Below are 19,526 nucleotides of genomic sequence, written 5' to 3'. Positions count from 1 at the left end.
CCTCATTCCGCCGGCATTGCGCGCTGCGAAAGGACGAAGCCCATCTGCTTGCGCTTTTCCGGACGCTTGCGCGTCAAGGCGAGCACCATGCCCATCGAGACGGCGATGGCGATCTGCGAGGAGCCGCCATAGGAGATGAAGGGCAGCGTCATGCCCTTGGCCGGCATCAGCTGCAGGTTCACGCACATGTTGATGGCCGATTGCAGGCCGAAGACGGTGACGAGGCCGCCCACCGCATAGCGGGTGAAATCGTCCTGTTCCTTGAGCGCGATGCTCAGGCCGCGCAGCACGATGAAGGCGAAGATCGACATGATGAAGAAGCACATTATGAGGCCGAACTCCTCGCCGGCGACCGAGAAGACGAAGTCGGCGTGGCTGTCGGGGATGACCCGCTTCACCGTGCCCTCGCCCGGGCCGACGCCAAACCAGCCGCCATTGATCAGCGCCTCGCGGCCCATATCGACCTGGAAGGTGTCGCCTTCGCCGGTCATGAACTTGTCGATGCGCGCGGCGACGTGCGGAAACACCGTATAGGCCGCGAACACGCCGCCGACCCCGGCAGCCCCCAGCGCGACGATCCAGAACCAGGGCAGGCCGGCCATGAAGAACATCACGCCCCAGGTGCCCAGCACCAGCATGGTCTGGCCGAGATCGGGCTGAGCCACCAGAAGCGAGATGACCAGCGCCAGCAAAAGCATGGCGAACAGATTGCCGGGAATGTCGGGCTGGCGCCTGTGCTCCGCAAACAGCCAGGCGCAGATGACGACGAAGGCCGGTTTCAGGAACTCGGACGGCTGGATGGAAAGACCGGCGAGCGATACCCAGCGACGCGCCCCCTTCACCTCGACGCCGATGTAGAGCACCGCCACCATCAGCACCAGCATGATGCAGATCATCACCAGCGACATGCGCCTTATCTGCCGCGCCTCCAGGAAAGAGACTGCCAGCATCACGATAAGCGCCGGGATGGTGAAGATGATCTGGCGTGTGGCGAAGTGGAAGCTGTCGAGGCCGATGCGCTCGGCCACCGCCGGGCTTGCGGCGAAAGACAGCACGATGCCCAGTCCCATCAGCGACAGGAATGCCGCCAGGAACCAGCGATCGATCGTCCACCACCAGGTGGCGACAGGACTTTTGTCGAGACGGCTTTGCATCAACGTGGCCCTCCGATGGATTTCACCCCATCAATAGCAGTCGCAGCTTGCCTGAAGGCTTCGCCACGAACTTCGAAATTCTTGAACTGGTCGAAACTGGCGCAAGCCGGCGAAAGCAGCACCACGGCCTCGCCGCCGGTGTCCTTTGCTGCGTCGTTGGCGGCATGCTCGACCGCCGCCGCCAGCGTTCCGGATATTTCGTAGGGTACTGCCTCGCCGAGCGTCGCCGAGAAGGCTGGCGCCGCCTCGCCGATCAGATAGGCCTTGGCGATGCGCGGAAAGAAGCCGCGCAGCGGCTCGATGCCGCCTTCCTTGGGCAGGCCGCCGGCGATCCAGTAGACGCGGTTGAAGCTCGACAGCGCGGGTGCGGCCGCATCGGCATTGGTCGCCTTGGAATCGTTGACGAACAGCACATGGTCCTTGCGGCCGACCTGCTCCATGCGATGCGCCAGTCCGGGGAAGCTTTCGAGCCCGGCCTGGATCTCGCCGAGATCGAGCCCGATCCTCAGGCACGCGGCGACGGCGGCCAGCGCGTTCTGCGCGTTGTGCTGGCCGCGCAACGACCCGATGCCTTCGAGGAAGGCGACGCGGCTGTAGCGGCCGTGCACGGCTTCCATCAGATTGGTGCCGTCGGCGAAATAGCCGTCGGTCAAAGGCAGGCGCTTGGAAATGCGGATGACCTGCCGGCCGGCGCGCTCCAGCCGGTCGGCGATCTGGGCGCACCAGGAATCGTCGACGCCGACGATCGCGGTGTCGCTGCCGGCGACCAGCCTTTCCTTGATCGAGGCGTAGTGCGCCATCGTGCCGTGCCGGTCGAGATGGTCTGGCGTCAGGTTGAGCAGGATGCCGGCGGTCGGATTGATGGAGGGCGCGAGATCGATCTGGTAGGACGAGCACTCTACGACATAGTGCCGCGTCGGCTCGGGCGGATCGAGCGTCATGACGGCACGGCCGATATTGCCGCCCATCTGCGTGTCGCGGCCTGCCGACTTCAGGATATGCGCCGTCAGCGCCGTCGTCGTCGACTTGCCGTTGGTCCCGGTAATCGCGATGAAGGGTGCTGCCGGCGCGTGGCTGTTGCGTTCGCGGCAGAACAGCTCGATATCGCCGATCACCTCGACACCGGCGCCGCGCGCCAGCTCCACCGTCCAATGCGGCTTGGGATGCGTCAGCGGCACCCCCGGCGACAGCACGAAGGCGGCGAAACGCGGCCAGTCGGCCGCGCGCAGATCTCCGGTCGTAATCCCCGCCGCCGCTGCCTTGGCGACGCTGTCCGGATTGTCGTCCCAGGCCAGCACCTCGGCGCCGCCGGCGATCAGCGCATGCGCGGTGGCGATCCCCGAGCCGCCAAGCCCGAAGAGCGAAATGCGTTTGCCTGAAAAGGAAGCAGCGGGGATCAAGCAGCGAGTCCTATCTGAGCTTAAGGGTGGACAGGCCGACCAGCGCCAGGATGACGGCAATGATCCAGAAGCGTATCACTACCTGGCTTTCGGTCCAGCCGAGCTTTTCGAAATGGTGATGGATCGGCGCCATCAGGAAGACGCGCTTGCCGGTCATCTTGAAATAGCCGACCTGGATGATGACCGACAGGATCTCGACCACGAACAGGCCGCCGACGATCACCAGCACGATCTCGTGCTTGGTAGCGACCGCGATGGTGCCGATCAGCCCGCCCATCGCCAGCGAGCCGGTGTCGCCCATGAAGATCGCGGCCGGCGGCGCGTTGAACCAAAGGAAGCCGAGGCCCGCGCCGATCACCGCGCCGAGCACGACGGCGAGCTCGCCGGTGCCGGGAACGAAATGGATCTGCAGATACTCGGCGAACACTGCGTTGCCCGACAAATAGGCGATGACGCCGAAGGACGCCGCCGCGATCATGATCGGCACGATCGCCAGGCCGTCGAGGCCGTCGGTCAGGTTCACCGCATTGCCGGCGCCGACGATCACGAAGCAGGAGAACGGCACGAAGAACCAGCCGAGATTGATCAGGAATTCCTTGGCGAAAGGGAACGTCAGCGACGACGAGAATGGCGCCTGGCCATTGTGCATGATCACCCAGGCCGCGATGGCGGCGATGACGAACTCGATCGCCAGGCGGGCCTTGCCGGAGAAGCCCAGATGCGACTGCTTGGTGACCTTGAGATAGTCGTCGTAGAAGCCGATCGAGCCGAAGCCGACGGTGACCAGCAACACGACCCAGACATAGATGCTGGACAGGTTTGCCCATAAGAGCGACGAACCGATGATGCCGGACAGGATCATCAGCCCGCCCATGGTCGGCGTTCCGGCCTTCTTGAAATGCGTCTGCGGGCCGTCGGCGCGGATCGGCTGGCCCTTGCCTTGCCGCAGACGCAGCGAATTGATGATCGTCGGCCCAAAGATGAAGACGATCAGCGCCGACGTGATCAGCGCGCCGCCTGTACGAAAAGTGATGTAGCGGAAGACGTTGAAGAACGAGATCTTGTCCGCGAAATCGACGAGCAGTGTGAACATGGTCCTTCCGTCCCCCGGAGCCCGACCTAGGCCGGCTTAATGTTTGTGGCTTCCGCCGGAAATTTGCCGAGCAATGCCTCGACCAGCTTTGAAAACCCGATGCCCTTCGACGACTTGACCATCACCACGTCGCCGGGCCTGAGCGCGGCGATCACGATCGGCTTCAGTTCTTCCGCTCCCGATCGATACTCGGTTGCAATGTCTGACGGCAGGGCCTCGGCCAGCGCCTGCATTTCCGGCCCGCCGAGAAAGACGTTGCGCGTGCCCGTGCCGACGATCAGCTTGGCAAGCGCTGCGTGGAGATCTGCCGAATGGCTGCCGAGCTCCAGCATGTCGCCGAGCACGGCGATGCGCCGGCCCTCGCCCGCGACCGGCGTGGCGTTGAGCAGCGCCATTGCCGCCGCCATCGACGCCGGATTGGCGTTGTAGCTCTCGTCGATCAGCGTGATCGGCCCGTTGGGATGATGCAGAATATGGCGCCGGCCCCGCCCGCGCTCGGCCGAAAGATCTGCCAGTGCTGCCGCGACCTTGTCGAGGTCGGCGCCGACCAGCTGCGCGGCGCCCAGCACCGCCAGCACGTTCTGCACGATATGGCGGCCGGGCGCCCCGACACGAGCCGTCAGGTCTTTCTTGCCGATCTTGACGGCGATGTCGGAATGGTCGGCATGAAGCTCGCAGCCGACAAGGCGGAACGCCGAGCGGACATTTTCGCCGAAGCCGAAGACATGCTCGACGCCCGCCTCTTTCGCCATTTTGCCGAGCAGCTTCCAGCGTGGATCGTCGCGGTTGAGCAGCGCGGCGCCACCTGGCTCGATCCCCTCGAAAATCTCGGCCTTGGCCATGGCAATCTCGTCGAGATTCTTGAAGAAGCCGAGATGAGCGGCGGCAATGATCGTCACGATGGCGACATGCGGCCTGACCATCTTGACCAGCGGCCGGATCTCGCCCGGATGGTTCATGCCGATCTCGAAGACGGCATAGTCGCAGTCCTGCGGCATGCGCGCCAGCGTCAGCGGCACGCCCCAATGGTTGTTGAACGACTGCGCAGAAGCGTGCACCTTGCCGACCGCCGACAGCACATGCCGTAACGCTTCCTTGGTGGTCGTCTTGCCGGCCGATCCCGTGACCGCGATGGTCCTGGCCTTCGAGCGGACGCGGGCCGCGACGCCGAGCTTCTCAAGCGCTGCGAGCACGTCCTGCACGACGATCATCGGCGCCGTCAGCCGGCCGAGCGACGGCAGCTTGCCCTCGGCGACGACCAGCACCGCCGCTCCGGCTTTGACCGCCGCTGTCGCGAAATCATGGCCGTCCATCGCTTCGCCCTTGATGGCGAAGAAGGCATTTCCCGGCTCCAGGCTGCGGCTGTCGATCGAAATGCCGGTGATGCCCTCCGGCAGCAAGCCGATCGGCCTGCCGCCCATGGCTTCGACGAGCGCTTCCGACGTCCACAGCAGGTTCATGCGGCACGCTCCTTGAGCGCCTCACGCACTTCCTCATGGTCGGAGAAGTGAAAGGTTTCGGTGCCGACGGTCTGGCCTTCCTCATGTCCCTTGCCGGCGACGATGAGCGTGTCGCCAGCGCGAAGCATCGCCACCGCCTCGTGGATCGCCTTGCGGCGGTCGCCGATCTCGATGGCGCCGGGCGCGGCAGCAAGGATCGCGGCGCGGATGGTCTCGGGCACTTCCGTGCGCGGGTTGTCGTCGGTGACGATGACGACATCGGCGAGCCGGGTCGCGATCTCGCCCATGATCGGCCTTTTTCCCCGGTCGCGGTCGCCGCCGCAGCCGAACACCACGACGACGCGCCCCGTGGTGAAAGGCCGGACCGAGGTCAGCACATTCTCCAGCGCATCGGGCTTGTGGGCGTAGTCGACATAAACGGGAGCGCCGGCCGCGGTGGCGCCGACGAGGTCGAGCCGGCCCGGCGCACCCTTCAATTTCTCCAATGCCGCCAAGGCTTTGCCCGCGGGTGTTCCAGTCGCGATAGCAAGCCCGGCCGAGACCAGCGCGTTGGCGATCTGGAAATCGCCGGCCAAAGGCAGGTCGACCTCGTGCAGCACGCCGTCGGCCACGATTTCGGCGCGCTGGCGATGCCGCTCATGCTCGACCCGCTTCAGCGTCAGGAAATCGCCATGGCGGCCGACGGTCAGCACTTCCAGCCCCGCCGCTTTCGCGGCTTCGATGGTCGGCTCCGACCACGGATCGTCGGCAAAGACGATGGCGGGCGCGCCCTTCGGCAGCAGCGTGTCGAACAGGCGCAGCTTGGCGCGGTGATAATCCTCCACTGTCGGATGGTAATCCATGTGGTCGCGGCCGAGATTGGTGAAAGCGCCGGCCGCCAGCTTCACCCCGTCGAGACGGCGCTGGTCGAGACCGTGGCTCGAGGCTTCCATCGAGGCGTGGGTGACGCCCGCATCCGCCAGCTCCTTGAGCAATCGGTGCAGCGCCACCGGATCGGGCGTCGTCAGCGAGCCATATTCGTTGCGGCCGGGCGCCACCACGCCGGTCGTGCCGATCGAGGCGGCGGCAAAACCCGCCTGCTCCCAGATCTGGCGGGTGAAGGCGGCGACGGATGTCTTGCCGGCGGTGCCGGTGACGGCGACCATGGTCTGCGGCTGGCGTCCGAAGAAGCGCGCCGCGCTGAGCGCCAGCGCCAGGCGCGGATCATCGACGGCAAGGACCGGGATCGACAGGCTGGAGACGCTCGCGCCCTTGCCGGTGACGATCGCCGCGGCGCCGCAGGCCGCGGCGTCGGCCGCATAGGTCGAGCCGTCGGCCTTGCTGCCGGCAAGCGCGAAGAAGACGACGCCGGCCTTGACCGCGCGGGAATCGGAGGAAAGTCCGGTCACCTCCAGGTCGGGGGAAGCTGTTCCCTCGACAGGTAGGATGCCGGCTAGATCTTTTAGATGCATTGAGTCCCGTTCACCGCAACAAAATAGCGCGCAGTTGCCGGCGCGCCCCAAGAATCACTGATAGGAAACCAGCGTTGCACCATTTTCATGGCTGAAATCTGGCTTCACGCCAAGCATGGCCGCAGAACGCCTGATGATATTGCCAGCCATAACTCCCGCATTGTTGGCGGCGACGTCGGTCATCCCGGGCTTTTCCGGATGAGGAGCGTCGGCGATCGTGAACACCAGAAATTGCGGATCGTCCATCGGGAAGGCGGCGACGAAGGTGTTGAAGTTCAACTCCTTGGAGTAGCGGCCGTTGATGACCTTCTCGGCCGTTCCGGTCTTGCCGCCTACACGGTAGCCGGGGGCCCTGGCATTCCTGGCTGAGCCCTTCTCGGCGTTCAGCGTATAGAGATAGCGCATGCCTTCGACAGTCTTGTCGCTGACCACTTTCTTGGCCACCGCCATGGCCTCCTCCTCGCTGCGCACCAGGAATGTCGGCTCGATCAGATAGCCCTGCATCAGCGCCGCGCAGCCGACGGCGGCTTGCAGCGGCGTCGTCGACACGCCGTGACCGAAGGCGATGGTGAACGAGTTGACCTGTTTCCAGACCTTTGGTTCGGTCGGGCGGGCGACCTCCGGCAGTTCGGTCTGCATCCGGTCCAGAATGCCGAGGCGGTGCAGGAATTCGCGGTGCCCATCGATGCCGACCAGCTCGGCCTCCCTGGCCGACCCGATGTTGGACGAAAAGAGAAACACTTCCGGCAGCGACAGCACGCGGTTCTTGCCGTGGAAATCGTGGATGGCCTGATGGCCGACCCGGATCGGATGCGACGCGTCGAAGCGGCTGTTCATTGTGGCCTTGCCGGAATCCAGCGCCATGGCCGAGGTGAAGCTCTTGAAGGTCGAGCCCATCTCGTAGAGCCCGGCCGACATGCGGTTCAGCCGGTCTTTCTCTTGGGCGTTGTAAGGATTGTTCGGGTCGAAATCCGGCACGGAGGCCATGGCGATCACTTCGCCGGTCTTGATGTTCAGCACGACGGCGCCGGCGCCGATGGCGCGATAGCGCTCCAGGCCGGCGGCGATCTCGTCGCGCACCACATGCTGGACGCGCAGATCGATCGAAAGCTTGACCGGCTTGAGATCCTTGGCCACGGCGAGCCCCGACGCCTGCAGGTCGCTCAGCCCCTGCTCGTCGATATACTTCTCCATGCCGGAGATGCCCTGGTTGTCGATGTTGGTGAGGCCGACGATATAGGACGAGGTCTCGCCGCTCGGATAGAAGCGGCGCTTTTCGGTGCGGAAGCCGAGGCCGGGAACGCCCAGCGCCAGGATGTCGGCCTGCTGCTTCGGCGTCAGCTGGCGCTGCAACCAGACGAAGCCGGCGCCGCTCTTGAGCTTGCGATAGGTCTGCTCGTAGTCGATCTCCGGCAGCACGGTCGACAATCTCTCGATCGCTTCGTCGGCGTCTACAATGCGGCGCGGCTCGGCAAACAGCGACGCCGTCTTGATGTCGGTCGCCAGCACCTCGCCATTGCGGTCGACGATATCCGGACGCGATGCAGTGACGCGGTTCTCCGGGCCGCCCGAAAGATCGGGATTCTGCAGCCCGAGATAGACGAGCCGGCCGGCAATGGTTGAATAGATGGTGAAGAACACCGCCATGGTCATGACGATGCGCGTCTTGGCCTTGCCGCCAGTCGCCTTGCGGGCGGCGTCGACGACGATCGAGCCGTCCTCAGCCTGCTTCTTCCGGCGCGTCAGCAGGCTGCCGATCCTTGGAAGGCCAATCATTGAACGGTGCTCCCGGTGACCACCGGATCCTTGCCGTCCGAGGGCTCCTTGCCCGAATTGTCGGCCATGCCGCCAAGCTGCTGCGAGGAGAGGTCTTCGATGGTCACGGGTTTCACGGGAATGTCGTCGAGCCCGCCGATCTGGTGCGCGTTGACCGGTTCGAGCCCGAGCTGGCTCTTATAGACGTCGGCAAGCTTCTGCAGTCGCGACGGCTGAGTGAGCAGGCTCCAATCCGCCTTGAGGAGATCGATGGTCTCTTCCTCGTAGTGGATCTGCGCCTGGATCTTCTGCACCGCCGCCTGTTGCTCTTCGGCTTCGCGCTTCGTTTTGTAGGTCAGCGCCGCGGCCGAGACCATGACGGCGATCAGGACTATGTCGCTGGTACGAAACACGTGCTCACCTCTCCCCCGGCCGCTCGACGGCGGGAAGCTTTGGAAGGCCGAAAATCGAAAAATCGCCGGCGCGCGCCGGCGCCTCGGTGCGGATCGCGGCGCGCAGCCTGGCCGAGCGCGCCCGCGGGTTGGCGTCTAGCTCGGCCTCTCCCGGCGTCACGCCGCCGCCGGCTTTGCGGAAGGTGGCAATGCGCACGGGCGCGTCAGGCATGTGCCGCGAGCCGCTGGCCGCCTCGGAGCGGTCGGCGACGAAGCGCTTGACGATGCGGTCTTCCAGCGAATGGAACGTCACCACGGCTAGCCGTCCGCCGGGTTTCAGCGCCCGCTCGGCAGCCAGCAGCGCCCTTGCGAGCTCGCCAAGCTCGTCATTGACGAATATGCGCAGCGCCTGGAAGACACGCGTTGCCGGATGGATCTTGTCCTTCGGCCCGCGTCCGATATGGGTTTCGATGGCGTCGGCGAGATCGAGCGTGCGTTCGAAGGGCTTCTTCTCGCGACGGCTCTCGATCATGCGCGCGATGCGGCCGGCATGGCGCTCCTCGCCGAGAAAGCCGAAGATGCGGGCAAGGTCGCCCGCCTTGAAGGTGTTGACGACGTCGGCGGCGGACAGACCCGCCTGCGCCATGCGCATGTCGAGTGGCCCGTCGGCGCGAAAGGAAAAGCCCCGCTCCGCCTGGTCGAGTTGCATCGAGGAAACGCCGATATCGAGCACCACGCCGTCGGCGCCCTCGACATGCTCGTCCAGCGTTGAGAACGGTGCCTGGACAAGCCTCAGCCTGCCGCCGGACTGTCGTTCGAGCGCCCTGCCCGCCCCGATCGCGTCCGGGTCGCGGTCGATGGCGACGACGGAGGCGCCGCGCTCGAGGATGGCGCTGGTGTAGCCGCCGGCGCCGAATGTCCCGTCGACGATCGTCTCGCCGGCCTTCGGCGCAAGCGCGTCGATCACCTCGGCAAGGAGGACCGGAATGTGACGGGCCGGTCCGCCAACGGCGTGAGGGTCATCGCCGTGGCCAGCCATCATTCCGATCGCTCCCCGGGCTTCGTCCCCTGCCGAAGCTGCAAAAGCCGGGCCCGCGCCTGCGCCCCATAGGCGGCAAGCCGTCCGGGCTCCCAGATCTGAAAGAAATTGCCGCGGCCGACGAAGGCCACCTCGTTCGAGATGCCCGTATGCTCGCGGATGAAATCGGTCATGGTGATGCGGCCGTCCTGGTCGAGCTTCAGAAATGTCCCGTCGCCATGGCAAAAGAACGACATGTCGTCCGCCGTCTGCAGAAAGGGATCCTCCAGCGCGATCCGCTGCTCGTAGCGGTCGAGCAGATCGAGCCCGCCGACATCCATGGCCGGCAGATCCAGGCAGCGTAGCGCGTAGAGTTCCGAATAGCCGCGTTTTTGCACCACGGCGCGAAAATGCGCCGGAACGGACACCCGCCCCTTCGCATCGATCTTGCTCACCGTGTTTGACAGAAACCGGTCCAATAAACGCTACAGCCGCTGTTGCCGCTGCACCCCTCATGTTGTTCTCCGCGCCCCTGCCGCATTTGCGGCAAATCGCTTCATTCACCGTAGCGAGAACCGACAAACGCGCAGCCGCCGCGGCTGCCCGATTGGCGTACGCTTCACCCTGACGCGGAACGAAAGCTTGATCTGAATGGGATATCATGGGGCACTATGGGCGTCAACGGGAACAGGCGTCACAAACAAACGCGCCACAACCAGAAAGCGCAGGCTGAAGACACGTCTCGTCTTTATCGTCCATTAAGCCTAACGAAGCGTTTAGAGCCCTCTGGCCCAAAAAGACCCAGCTTGCCGCGCACAGCCGGCGCGCATAGCGTCGGTTGAAGTTTTCTGCCCAAAGGATCGAGCCGATGTCCGACACCGCGAAGTCACGCGCCGCAACACTTGCCCATTTGCGCAGCGCCGATTTCGCCAAGGGTGATCCCATTCCCTTGCCGCTGACCATGGCCTCGATCTTCCACGCACCGGGCGACGCGACGGGTTTCGATCAATATGGCCGCTTCAGTAATCCGACCTGGCATGCGGTCGAGCATGCGCTCGGCCATCTGGAAGGGGCGCAATGCATTATTTTTCCGTCGGGAATGGCAGCGATTTCCGCGGCTTTCTTCGCGCTCGTCAAATCGGGCGACCGCATCCTCTTGCCGTCGGACGGTTATCACACGACGCGGGCCTTGGCCGAACGTTTTCTGAAACCGCTCGGCGTCGCTTATGACGTGAGGCCGACGGCAAGCATGCTCGATGGCGGCTTCGCCGGCTACCGGGCGGTTTTCGTTGAAAGTCCGTCGAACCCGCGACTGGACATTTGCGACATCGCCGCCGTCACCAGGGCAGTCCATGCGCAAGGCGGAACCCTGATCGTCGACAACACGACGATGACGCCCTTCGGCCAGCGCCCGCTCGATCTTGGCGCCGACATCGTGGTCTCGGCCGACACCAAGGCGATCAATGGCCATTCGGACGTTCTCTTTGGCCATGTCGCCAGCCGCGATCCCGACATTGTCGCCAGGGTGAAGGATTGGCGCGAGACGGCCGGCGGCATCCCCGGTCCGTTCGAAGCATGGCTGGTGCATCGCGGCCTCGAAACGCTGGAAGTGCGCTTCGATCGCATGTGCTCGTCGGCTGAAACCATCGCGCGGCGGCTGAGGGGTCATCGCGCCGTCAGCGGCCTGCGCTTTCCCGGGCTCGAGGGCGATGCCTCGCACAATCTGGCGCGCGCCCAGATGGAGCGCTTCGGCTTCCTGATTTCGTTCGAGCTGGCCTCCGAAGAACAGGCCGAGGCGTTCATCGACGGTTGCGCGCTGATCGAATCGGCAACGTCCTTCGGCGGCGTGCACACATCGGCCGAGCGGCGCTCGAAACGCGGCGACGCCGTTCCGCCGGGCTTCGTTCGCCTGGCCATCGGCTGCGAGCCGGTCGAGGAGCTTTGGCAGGCGATCGAGGCGTCGCTGGACAAGATCGGCACATAGTCCGCCAACTATATCAGATCGTCGGCCTCAATTTTGCGCCGGCCGTGCAGCACGCGGAGGATTTCGATCGCATCCTCTCCAACGCGGTAAAACGTTAGATATTCGCCAACGATGAGATGGCGAATGCCCGGAGTGATATCGTCGCGTAAGGGACCAGATGACGGATAGATGGCGAGTTGCCAACGGTTTTCGATGCGATCGAGCAGTCGGTCCACTGCGGCTTCGCTATCACGCGCAACATATTGCCAGATGCAATCAAATCCTCTTCGGCGTACGAAGTTCGAACGATGCGCAGCAAGTGTCATACCGCTCCGCCAGACCGAAATCGCTTGCGCGCCTCAGCTTTGATCTCTTCCATAGATTCGAACCGGCCGGGCCCGCTGTCGATCCCCTCCTGCACCAGTTTCCGCAGCTCTTCGACGCTGTAGCCGAACAAGTCGCGCCGCTCCTTCCATTGCCTGAGCGCATCGCGGATCACCTCGCTGGCCGAGGCGTATTCGCCAGCCGCGACGACATCGTCGACCGCGGCCGCCAGTTCCGGTGAAAGCGTGATACTGCGTTTATCGACCTGGCCCATAATGCACTTCTGCTCTTCCGTATGGTACGATTTAATCGCACCAGCTTTAAGGACAGGTTCGACCACGCCGCCGAAGCTGTCTTGCAGAATAATTGAATCGGAAGATACGCCTGTCGGCGTAACCTCCTGATGCCGTTCATCTATCGCTACGAGAAAAATGCCAGCTGGCCTGTAAGCCGGGTTCTGTATGGCCCTCGCCTCGCGGCGAGAACGTGGCGGCCATTCATCTTGGGCGCATGTTGCCACACGCCTCACGCAACCTACCCGGACGGTGGGCCGGAAACAGCCCTCGAAGGTTTCCCCTCGCACCGCCCCTATTCGGTTTTGCTCCCGGTGGGGTTTGCCCTGCCGCTTCTGTTGCCAGTCGCGCGGTGGGCTCTTACCCCACCCTTTCACCCTTGCCGCGGTCGAAGCCGCGGCGGTTTGCTTTCTGTGGCACTTTCCCTGGGGTCGCCCCCGCCGGCCGTTAGCCGGCACCGTGTCTCCATGGAGCCCGGACTTTCCTCACCCGCAACCTTTCGGCACGCGCGGGCGCGGCCGCCCGGCCAGCTGACAAGGGCGTATAAAGGGATTCCCGCCCGAAAACGCAAACGAAAAAGCTGTTGCCGTCGCCCAAATGCGCAGCGGTTTGGGACAACGACGCGCTTGAAACAGACACGCGTCGCCCAAATCCACTTCGGCGGACGAGCTTAGGCCGGCGAACCCAGCGCTGCCATCTGCACCTTCACCTTGCTGCAATAGGCGGCCGAAATCGGATTCATCCGCGTCGCGCCGTGACCGGCATTGTATTTCAGGATCGTGCCGCAGGTGGTGCCACCGCCAAGACCCTGCGCCATGGCGAGGTACTTCATGCCGTATTTGATATTGGTGTCGGGATCGAACAGCCCCTTGGCCGAACCGGTGTAACCCATCATGCGCGCCGTGGCCGGCTTGATCTGCATCAGGCCGATCTCGCCGGCGCTGCCGACCAGATTCGGCCGGTAGTTGCTTTCGATCTTGATGACGGCGCTGGCCAGGGACACCGGCACGCCGTAGCTCGCGGCATAGCGGGCAATGATCGACGAATACTGGCCGCCGCCGGGTGCGGCGGGTGTCGCCAGAGCGATCTTGCCCGCGGGGATCGAGGCTGTCGTGGTGAGATCGATCGTCTTTCTGCCGCGCTTGGCGCGCTTGGCCGTCGATTTCGCCGCCCTGGTCGTGGCGGCCTTCTGCAGCTTAGCCGGGGCTCTCTTGATCTTTGGCGCTTTGTTCGCCGGGGCAGCCTTGGTCGTCGGGGCGACGGCAAGGCCATTGTCTGCCCTAAGGCTTAAGGGGGCGCTGTTTGCCGGACTGAAGGCAAAGCTTATTACTCCGGCAGCAACGGCTGCCGCTACAACGGTCAATTTCTGCATGTAATCCTGTTCTGTTAGAACCGCGCGAAGAACTTCGCGCAGTTGTGTCAATTCAACATCGGAGCATCAGAGGGGCTAGACGTCCAACAACTTGCGGGAGAGGCATTTGGCGGCGGAATTGGCGGCAATGAAGGCGGCGCAATTCACTTTAAGTAACGGGTTGTAATTTAATGACCTTATCGCGACTATTTGGCAGAGGCTGCCGTGACGGAAGTCAGGAGCCTCTGCAGCGTGCGGATCGTCGAATTGTCGGCCACGCCATCCACCAGCCGCCGCCGGAAATGCCGCTGGAACGCCGCCACCGCGATTTCCGTCTGCCGGTCGTAAATACCCGATATCTCAATACCATAGCCATAGAGCGCCAGCATCGACTGCAGCGCCTCGACACCGGAACCGGTGTCGCCGGCCTTCAACGCGGCGCCCGGTTTTATCGGCGCCGCCGGTACGAGGTGGCCGATACCGGCCGCGAACAGCGCCTTCCACGGAAATTTTTCGCCCGGGTCGACCTTGCGGCCCGGCGCCACGTCGGAATGGGCAAGCACCCTTGTCGCTGGGATGGAATAACGGCCCACGATGCCCGCGCACAAACCGATCACGGCATCGATCTGCCGCCTCGGGAAGGCTTTGTAGCCGAGTGAATGCCCGGGATTGACGATCTCGATACCGACCGAACAGGAATTGATGTCGGTGCGCCCCAGCCAGGAGCTCTTGCCGGCATGCCAGGCGCGATCGCTCTCGCGCACCATCTGGATGATGCGGCCATCCTCGTGGACAAGATAATGCGAGGACACTTCACTTGCTGGATCGCACAGCCACGCCTCGGCGCCGGCGCCGGTTGCCATGCCGGTATAGTGCAGCACGATCATGTCGGGTCGCAGCGTCTCGCGGCGCGGACCGAAATTCGGCGACACCCGGACCTCGGCACCTGGCTGATCGGGCAGGAAACCGCTCATGCGTGCCTGAGGCCCCGCTCGATCATTTCATAAGCGGCATTGATCGCCGCGACCCTGGTCGTGGCGATCTTGATGAATTCCTGCGGCAGGCCGCGCGCGATCAACCTGTCGGGGTGATTGTCTGAGATCAGCTTGCGATAGCGTTTCCTGACCTCCTCGAACGGCTTGCCTCGCTCGATGCCCAGGACGGCGTAAGGATCGGCGGCGCCGAGATTGACGTGCCTGGACAGGATCGCCTCGTAATGCATCTCGTCGATCCGGAAGATCTCGGCGATGCGATGCAGGAATTGGCCTTCATGCTCATGAATGAGGCCGTCCGCCTTGGCGATATGGAAGAGACCGTCGAGGATATCTTCCAGCATCATGCAGTTGGCATGGCCGGAACCGCAGAGCTGCGCCATGCGCTGGGCATAAATCTCGAAGCCGGCGACGTCCTGCTTGGCGATGTCGTAAAGCCGCGCCACGTTGCGTGTCTCGCTCGGCGGCACCTCGAAGATTTCCTGGAAGGCGCGCACCTCGTCCTGCGTGACGATGCCGTCGGCCTTGGCCATCTTGGCCGAGAGCGCGATCATGGCCACGGAAAAGGCCACGCGCCGGCGCAGGTCCGGATCGCCGGAAAACACGGTGCGCACAGCTTCAACAACATCCGCGACGCCCGAGGACGCCGATGACGAAACACGAGCGATGAAGTCGCCAAGGCGGTCCCAAATCGACATGTCGGCTTCATAGAGCGAACCGGGCGGTTCTATCAAGCCGGGACGATGCCGCAGTTGACTGGGGATGCGCGGGATCGATAGCGCAAAAAAAGAAGGCCGGCAGTGCCGGCCTTCTTCGGTATTGTGGGACGGCCCTTACTGCGCAGGCGCGGTAGGAGCCGGTTTTGTTGCCGGAGCCGGTTCAGCAGGCTTCGAAGCGTCGGGCGAAGCCGGTTTCATCGGCTGTTCGTTGGCCGGCGGATTGGTGCTCTGGGTGGTGGTATTGTCAGTGCCGGTGCCACTGTCGCTACAAGCCGCGACCCCCAGCAGGGCGAGCGCCGAGACCGACGCCAGAATGAGCTTCTTCATGCTATCTCTCCTTCGACAGACGCTCACATTTCGGTGAGCGGTCGCAGGGGAAATGCATCAGCCAGCTGCCGGTTTCGTAACGTTGCATTTCCACGTGTAACATCAACTTGCGATTGCTGGCGCCGAAATCCCGAACTAACACAACATACGCCCAAAGAGATTATGGATAAGCAGAATGCCGGCAACCGTGGGAACTGGGAAATGGAACTTCTGGATCGACCGCGGCGGCACCTTTACCGACATCATCGGCCGTGATCCGTGGGGCCGGCTGCACCCCCGAAAACTCCTGTCCGAAAATCCCGAGGCGTATGCGGATGCCGCCATCCAGGGCATCCGCGACCTATTGGGCCTGAAAACCGGCGCCGCCATCTCCGCCGACGCGATCGGCGACGTCAAAATGGGCACGACCGTAGCCACCAATGCGCTGCTCGAGCGCAAGGGCGACCGTGTGCTGCTGCTCATCACCAAGGGGTTCCGCGACGCTTTGCGCATCGCCTATCAGGCAAGGCCGGATATCTTCGCCAAGGAGATCATCCTGCCGGAGCAGCTCTACGAGCGGGTGATCGAGATCAATGAACGCGTGCGCGCCGACGGCTGCGTCGAGCGCCTGCTCGACATCGCGGCCTGCCGCCCAGCGATCGAGCAGGCGAAGGCCGACGGCATCGATGCGGTCGCCATCGTCTTCATGCACGCCTGGAAATACCCGGACCACGAAAAGGCCGTGGCGAAAGTCTGCCGCAAGATCGGCTTCAGCCAGATCTCGGTCTCTCACGAGGTCTCTCCGCTCATCAAGCTGGTCGGCCGCGGCGACACCACCGTGGTCGACGCCTATCTGTCGCCGATCCTGTCGCGCTATGTGCAGCGGGTGGCCGGCGAACTGGGCGCCGGACCGCGCCTGATGTTCATGATGTCGTCGGGCGGCCTCACCGCCGCCGACATGTTCCAGGGCAAGGACGCGCTGCTTTCGGGACCGGCGGGTGGCGTCGTCGGCATGGTCGAGACGGCGAAGCTCGCCGGCTTCGAAAAGGTCATCGGCTTCGATATGGGCGGTACGTCGACCGACGTCGCCCACTATGACGGCGAATATGAGCGCGCTTTCGACACCGAGGTCGCCGGCGTTCGCATCCGCGCGCCGATGATGCGCATCCACACCGTCGCCGCCGGCGGCGGCTCGATCCTGCACTATGAGGCGGGCCGCTTCCGCGTCGGCCCGGATTCTGCCGGCGCCAATCCCGGGCCTGCCGCCTACCGGCGCGGCGGCCCGCTCGCCGTCACCGATGCCAATGTCATGCTCGGCAAATTGCAGCCCGATTTCTTTCCTGCGATTTTCGGCGCGGGCCAAGACCAAGCGCTCGACATCGGCACGGTTGGCGAAAAATTCGCGGCGCTTGCCGCCGAAATCGGCGACGGCCGGACGCCCGAGGCGGTCGCCGAAGGCTTTGTCACCATCGCCGTCGAGAACATGGCCAACGCCATCAAGAAGATCTCGGTGCAGCGCGGCTATGACGTCACCGAATATCTTTTGAACTGTTTTGGCGGCGCCGGCGGCCAGCACGCCTGCCTGGTCGCCGATGCGCTCGGCATGGAAGCGGTGCTCATCCATCCCTTCTCCGGCCTTCTCTCGGCTTACGGCATCGGCCTCTCGTCGGTCTTCGCCTCGCGCCAACAGGGTCTACTGCAGCCGCTTGCCGAAGAATCCCGCGCGGCGATCGAGGCACTCATCGCGGCACTGCGCGGCGACGTCATTGCCGAGCTCGGCGAGCAAGGCATTGCCGGGGACGCGGTTTCAACGAGGCCTGTCCTGCATATCCGCTATGACGGCACCGATACGGCGCTGCCGGTGAATTTCGAGCATGGCTCGATCTTCCGCGCCAGAAGCGATTTCGAGGCCGCGCACAAGGCGCAGTTCGGTTTCGTCTATGACGATAAGCCGATCGTCGTCGAGACCGTCGCCGTCGAAGGCATGGAAGCCGCCCGACAGGACAAGGCTGAAGCCCCTGTGCCCGCCGGACCGGCAGGAATTGACCCCAAACCTTTGGAAAGCCGGCGCATCTACACCGAAGGCCGCTGGCACGAGGCCGGCGTCTATCGCCGCGAAGGCCTGCGGCCGTCGCACACGGTCGCCGGGCCCGCGCTTATCATCGAGCCGAACCAGACCATCGTCGTCGAGCCGGGCTGGCGCGCGGAAATCACCGGTCTCAATCACGTTGTGATACGCCGGACAGAAAGAAAGGCGCGTGCCGCGGCACTCGGCACCGAGGCCGATCCGGTGATGCTGGAGGTCTTCAACAACCTCTCCATGTCGATCGCCGAACAGATGGGCGTGACGCTGCAGAACACCGCCTATTCGGTCAACATCAAGGAACGGCTCGACTTCTCCTGCGCCGTGTTCGACCGCCATGGCGCGCTGGTCGCCAACGCGCCGCATATGCCGGTGCATCTGGGCTCAATGGACCGTTCGGTGGAGACAATCATCCGCTTGAACTCCGGCGATATCCATCCCGGCGACGTCTTCGCGCTCAACGCGCCCTATAATGGCGGCACGCATTTGCCCGACATCACCGTAGTGACGCCGGTGTTTGACGACGCCCGCAAGGAAATCCTGTTCTGGGCGGCCTCGCGCGGCCATCACGCCGATGTCGGCGGCACCGCGCCGGGCTCGATGACGCCGCTTGCGACAACGGTCGACGAAGAAGGCGTGCTGTTCGACAATTTCCGCATCGTCGATCGCGGCCGCTTCCGCGAGAAGGAGCTGGAGACGCTGCTGACCGACCATCCTTATCCGGCCCGCAATCCCGCCCAGAACATCGCCGACTTGAAGGCGCAGATCGCCGCCAACGAAAAGGGCGTGGCGGAGCTGCGCAAGATGGTCGCGCATTTCGGCCTCGATGTGGTCGAAGCCTATATGGGCCATGTCCAGGACAATGCCGCCGAAAGCGTGCGCCGCGTGATCGAGCGGCTCCCCGACAGCGCGGCATATGAATATCCCACCGACACCGGCCAGGTGATCAAGGTGAAGATCACCGTCGACCGGCAAAAGCACGAGGCGACGGTCGATTTCACCGGCACCTCGCCTGTCATGAAGAACAATTTCAACGCGCCGGAGCCCGTCGCCCGCGCCGCGGTGCTCTATGCCTTCCGCGTCATGGTCGAGGACATGATCCCGATGAATGCCGGGTGCCTCAGGCCGATCAACATCGTCATTCCGGATGGCTGCATGCTCAAACCGTCCTATCCGGCGGCCGTCGTCGCCGGCAATGTCGAGACCTCGCAGCATGTCACCAACGCGCTGTTCGGCGCGATGGGCGCGATGGCAAACGCCCAAGGGACGATGAACAACCTCACCTTCGGCAACAAGAAATACCAGTATTACGAGACGATCTGCTCCGGCTCGCCGGCCGGCCGGATGAATTCAGGCCGGGGCTTTGCCGGCACGTCCGGCGTCCATACCCATATGACCAATTCGCGCCTCACAGATCCGGAGGTGCTGGAACTGCGCTTCCCCGTCGTGCTGGAAGACTTCCATATCCGCAAGGATTCCGGCGGCAAGGGCAAGTGGAATGCCGGCGACGGCACCAGGCGTACCATCCGCTTCCTCGAAAGGATGGAATGTGCGATCCTGTCCTCGCATCGCAACCGGCCGCCCCAGGGCCTCGACGGCGGCGGTGACGGCGAGGCGGGCTCGACCAAGGTCAGGCGAAATGACGGCTCGGTCGACGTCCTGAAGGCCTGCGACCAGACCACACTCGATGCCGGCGAGGCCGTCATCGTCACCACGCCGACACCCGGAGCGTTCGGAAAAGCGTAAGAACAGCGTCAACAGGCTGTCACCTG

Annotated in this window: 17 protein-coding genes and 1 other RNA gene; 2 read left to right on the top strand and 16 right to left on the bottom strand. The window is 64.0% G+C overall.

Annotated features, from left to right (window positions below):
• Positions 1 to 2: 2 nt before the first annotated feature.
• The 9 genes from ftsW to mraZ are packed head-to-tail and all read right to left on the bottom strand — an operon-like array spanning position 3 to position 10,202.
• Positions 3 to 1,154, bottom strand: a complete 1,152-nt coding sequence (ftsW, locus tag CK219_RS22760) for a putative lipid II flippase FtsW (RefSeq protein WP_095768993.1) — start codon at positions 1,152 to 1,154, stop codon at positions 3 to 5.
• Positions 1,154 to 2,554, bottom strand: coding sequence for a UDP-N-acetylmuramoyl-L-alanine--D-glutamate ligase (murD, locus tag CK219_RS22755; RefSeq protein WP_095768992.1), 1,401 nt, complete (start codon positions 2,552 to 2,554; stop codon positions 1,154 to 1,156). The genes ftsW and murD overlap by 1 nt, the downstream gene beginning before the upstream one ends.
• A gap of 10 nt (positions 2,555 to 2,564) precedes the next feature.
• Positions 2,565 to 3,647, bottom strand: a complete 1,083-nt coding sequence (gene mraY / locus CK219_RS22750; protein ID WP_095768991.1) for a phospho-N-acetylmuramoyl-pentapeptide-transferase — start codon at positions 3,645 to 3,647, stop codon at positions 2,565 to 2,567.
• Between the two features lie 26 nt (positions 3,648 to 3,673).
• Positions 3,674 to 5,107, bottom strand: coding sequence for a UDP-N-acetylmuramoylalanyl-D-glutamyl-2,6-diaminopimelate--D-alanyl-D-alanine ligase (locus CK219_RS22745; RefSeq protein ID WP_095768990.1), 1,434 nt, complete (start codon positions 5,105 to 5,107; stop codon positions 3,674 to 3,676).
• Positions 5,104 to 6,558 (bottom strand): UDP-N-acetylmuramoyl-L-alanyl-D-glutamate--2,6-diaminopimelate ligase, encoded by a 1,455-nt coding sequence (locus CK219_RS22740; protein WP_095768989.1) that lies wholly within the window; start codon positions 6,556 to 6,558, stop codon positions 5,104 to 5,106. The genes CK219_RS22745 and CK219_RS22740 overlap by 4 nt, the downstream gene beginning before the upstream one ends.
• A gap of 54 nt (positions 6,559 to 6,612) precedes the next feature.
• A complete protein-coding gene (locus CK219_RS22735) occupies positions 6,613 to 8,334 on the bottom strand; it encodes a penicillin-binding protein 2 (protein ID WP_095768988.1) in 1,722 nt (573 codons plus the stop codon).
• Positions 8,331 to 8,726 (bottom strand): hypothetical protein, encoded by a 396-nt coding sequence (locus CK219_RS22730; RefSeq protein ID WP_095768987.1) that lies wholly within the window; start codon positions 8,724 to 8,726, stop codon positions 8,331 to 8,333. Before CK219_RS22730 ends, CK219_RS22735 begins: the two co-directional genes overlap by 4 nt.
• Positions 8,727 to 8,730: 4 nt before the next feature.
• Positions 8,731 to 9,747, bottom strand: a complete 1,017-nt coding sequence (gene rsmH, locus CK219_RS22725) for a 16S rRNA (cytosine(1402)-N(4))-methyltransferase RsmH (protein WP_095768986.1) — start codon at positions 9,745 to 9,747, stop codon at positions 8,731 to 8,733.
• Complete coding sequence (gene mraZ, locus CK219_RS22720; protein ID WP_095768985.1) at positions 9,744 to 10,202, bottom strand: division/cell wall cluster transcriptional repressor MraZ; 459 nt, start codon at positions 10,200 to 10,202, stop codon at positions 9,744 to 9,746. The genes rsmH and mraZ overlap by 4 nt, the downstream gene beginning before the upstream one ends.
• A gap of 389 nt (positions 10,203 to 10,591) precedes the next feature.
• Between mraZ and CK219_RS22715 the strand changes: the two genes are divergently transcribed.
• Positions 10,592 to 11,707 (top strand): cystathionine gamma-lyase, encoded by a 1,116-nt coding sequence (locus tag CK219_RS22715; RefSeq protein WP_095768984.1) that lies wholly within the window; start codon positions 10,592 to 10,594, stop codon positions 11,705 to 11,707.
• 8 nt (positions 11,708 to 11,715) lie between these two features.
• On the opposite strand, the gene CK219_RS22710 is transcribed toward CK219_RS22715, so the two are convergent.
• From CK219_RS22710 to CK219_RS22680, 7 genes are all read right to left on the bottom strand, one after another.
• The gene (locus CK219_RS22710; RefSeq protein WP_245340584.1) at positions 11,716 to 12,012 is read right to left on the bottom strand and encodes a type II toxin-antitoxin system RelE/ParE family toxin; all 297 of its coding nucleotides are present in this window, start codon (positions 12,010 to 12,012) and stop codon (positions 11,716 to 11,718) included.
• The gene (locus tag CK219_RS22705; RefSeq protein WP_095769032.1) at positions 12,009 to 12,284 is read right to left on the bottom strand and encodes a type II toxin-antitoxin system ParD family antitoxin; all 276 of its coding nucleotides are present in this window, start codon (positions 12,282 to 12,284) and stop codon (positions 12,009 to 12,011) included. Before CK219_RS22705 ends, CK219_RS22710 begins: the two co-directional genes overlap by 4 nt.
• A 156-nt stretch (positions 12,285 to 12,440) precedes the next feature.
• An RNA gene (gene rnpB / locus CK219_RS22700) (RNase P RNA component class A) lies at positions 12,441 to 12,837 on the bottom strand.
• Between the two features lie 136 nt (positions 12,838 to 12,973).
• Complete coding sequence (locus tag CK219_RS22695) at positions 12,974 to 13,675, bottom strand: transglycosylase SLT domain-containing protein (RefSeq protein ID WP_095768983.1); 702 nt, start codon at positions 13,673 to 13,675, stop codon at positions 12,974 to 12,976.
• A 185-nt stretch (positions 13,676 to 13,860) separates the two neighbouring features.
• Positions 13,861 to 14,628, bottom strand: coding sequence for an N-acetylmuramoyl-L-alanine amidase (locus CK219_RS22690; RefSeq protein WP_095768982.1), 768 nt, complete (start codon positions 14,626 to 14,628; stop codon positions 13,861 to 13,863).
• The gene (locus CK219_RS22685; protein ID WP_095769031.1) at positions 14,625 to 15,344 is read right to left on the bottom strand and encodes a DnaJ family molecular chaperone; all 720 of its coding nucleotides are present in this window, start codon (positions 15,342 to 15,344) and stop codon (positions 14,625 to 14,627) included. The genes CK219_RS22690 and CK219_RS22685 overlap by 4 nt, the downstream gene beginning before the upstream one ends.
• Positions 15,345 to 15,479: 135 nt before the next feature.
• Positions 15,480 to 15,692 (bottom strand): hypothetical protein, encoded by a 213-nt coding sequence (locus CK219_RS22680; RefSeq protein WP_095768981.1) that lies wholly within the window; start codon positions 15,690 to 15,692, stop codon positions 15,480 to 15,482.
• Between the two features lie 175 nt (positions 15,693 to 15,867).
• Between CK219_RS22680 and CK219_RS22675 the strand changes: the two genes are divergently transcribed.
• Positions 15,868 to 19,500 (top strand): hydantoinase B/oxoprolinase family protein, encoded by a 3,633-nt coding sequence (locus tag CK219_RS22675; RefSeq protein WP_095768980.1) that lies wholly within the window; start codon positions 15,868 to 15,870, stop codon positions 19,498 to 19,500.
• Positions 19,501 to 19,526 lie beyond the last annotated feature (26 nt).

Origin of the sequence: Mesorhizobium sp. WSM4313, assembly GCF_002294725.1 — a bacterium.
Classification (GTDB): Bacteria; Pseudomonadota; Alphaproteobacteria; order Rhizobiales; family Rhizobiaceae; genus Mesorhizobium.
This window is presented reverse-complemented; position numbering and strand designations above follow the sequence as displayed.

Bases quoted from the DNA above. Each gene is read 5' to 3' on its own strand.
- ftsW (WP_095768993.1), bottom strand. From the start codon at position 1,154: ATGCAAAGCCGTCTCGACAAAAGTCCTGTCGCCACCTGGTGGTGGACG.
- mraY (WP_095768991.1), bottom strand. From the start codon at position 3,647: ATGTTCACACTGCTCGTCGATTTCGCGGACAAGATCTCGTTCTTCAAC.
- CK219_RS22745 (WP_095768990.1), bottom strand. From the start codon at position 5,107: ATGAACCTGCTGTGGACGTCGGAAGCGCTCGTCGAAGCCATGGGCGGC.
- CK219_RS22740 (WP_095768989.1), bottom strand. From the start codon at position 6,558: ATGCATCTAAAAGATCTAGCCGGCATCCTACCTGTCGAGGGAACAGCT.
- CK219_RS22735 (WP_095768988.1), bottom strand. From the start codon at position 8,334: ATGATTGGCCTTCCAAGGATCGGCAGCCTGCTGACGCGCCGGAAGAAG.
- rsmH (WP_095768986.1), bottom strand. From the start codon at position 9,747: ATGATGGCTGGCCACGGCGATGACCCTCACGCCGTTGGCGGACCGGCC.
- CK219_RS22715 (WP_095768984.1), top strand. From the start codon at position 10,592: ATGTCCGACACCGCGAAGTCACGCGCCGCAACACTTGCCCATTTGCGC.
- CK219_RS22710 (WP_245340584.1), bottom strand. From the start codon at position 12,012: ATGACACTTGCTGCGCATCGTTCGAACTTCGTACGCCGAAGAGGATTT.
- CK219_RS22705 (WP_095769032.1), bottom strand. From the start codon at position 12,284: ATGGGCCAGGTCGATAAACGCAGTATCACGCTTTCACCGGAACTGGCG.
- CK219_RS22695 (WP_095768983.1), bottom strand. From the start codon at position 13,675: ATGCAGAAATTGACCGTTGTAGCGGCAGCCGTTGCTGCCGGAGTAATA.
- CK219_RS22690 (WP_095768982.1), bottom strand. From the start codon at position 14,628: ATGAGCGGTTTCCTGCCCGATCAGCCAGGTGCCGAGGTCCGGGTGTCG.
- CK219_RS22685 (WP_095769031.1), bottom strand. From the start codon at position 15,344: ATGTCGATTTGGGACCGCCTTGGCGACTTCATCGCTCGTGTTTCGTCA.
- CK219_RS22680 (WP_095768981.1), bottom strand. From the start codon at position 15,692: ATGAAGAAGCTCATTCTGGCGTCGGTCTCGGCGCTCGCCCTGCTGGGG.
- CK219_RS22675 (WP_095768980.1), top strand. From the start codon at position 15,868: ATGCCGGCAACCGTGGGAACTGGGAAATGGAACTTCTGGATCGACCGC.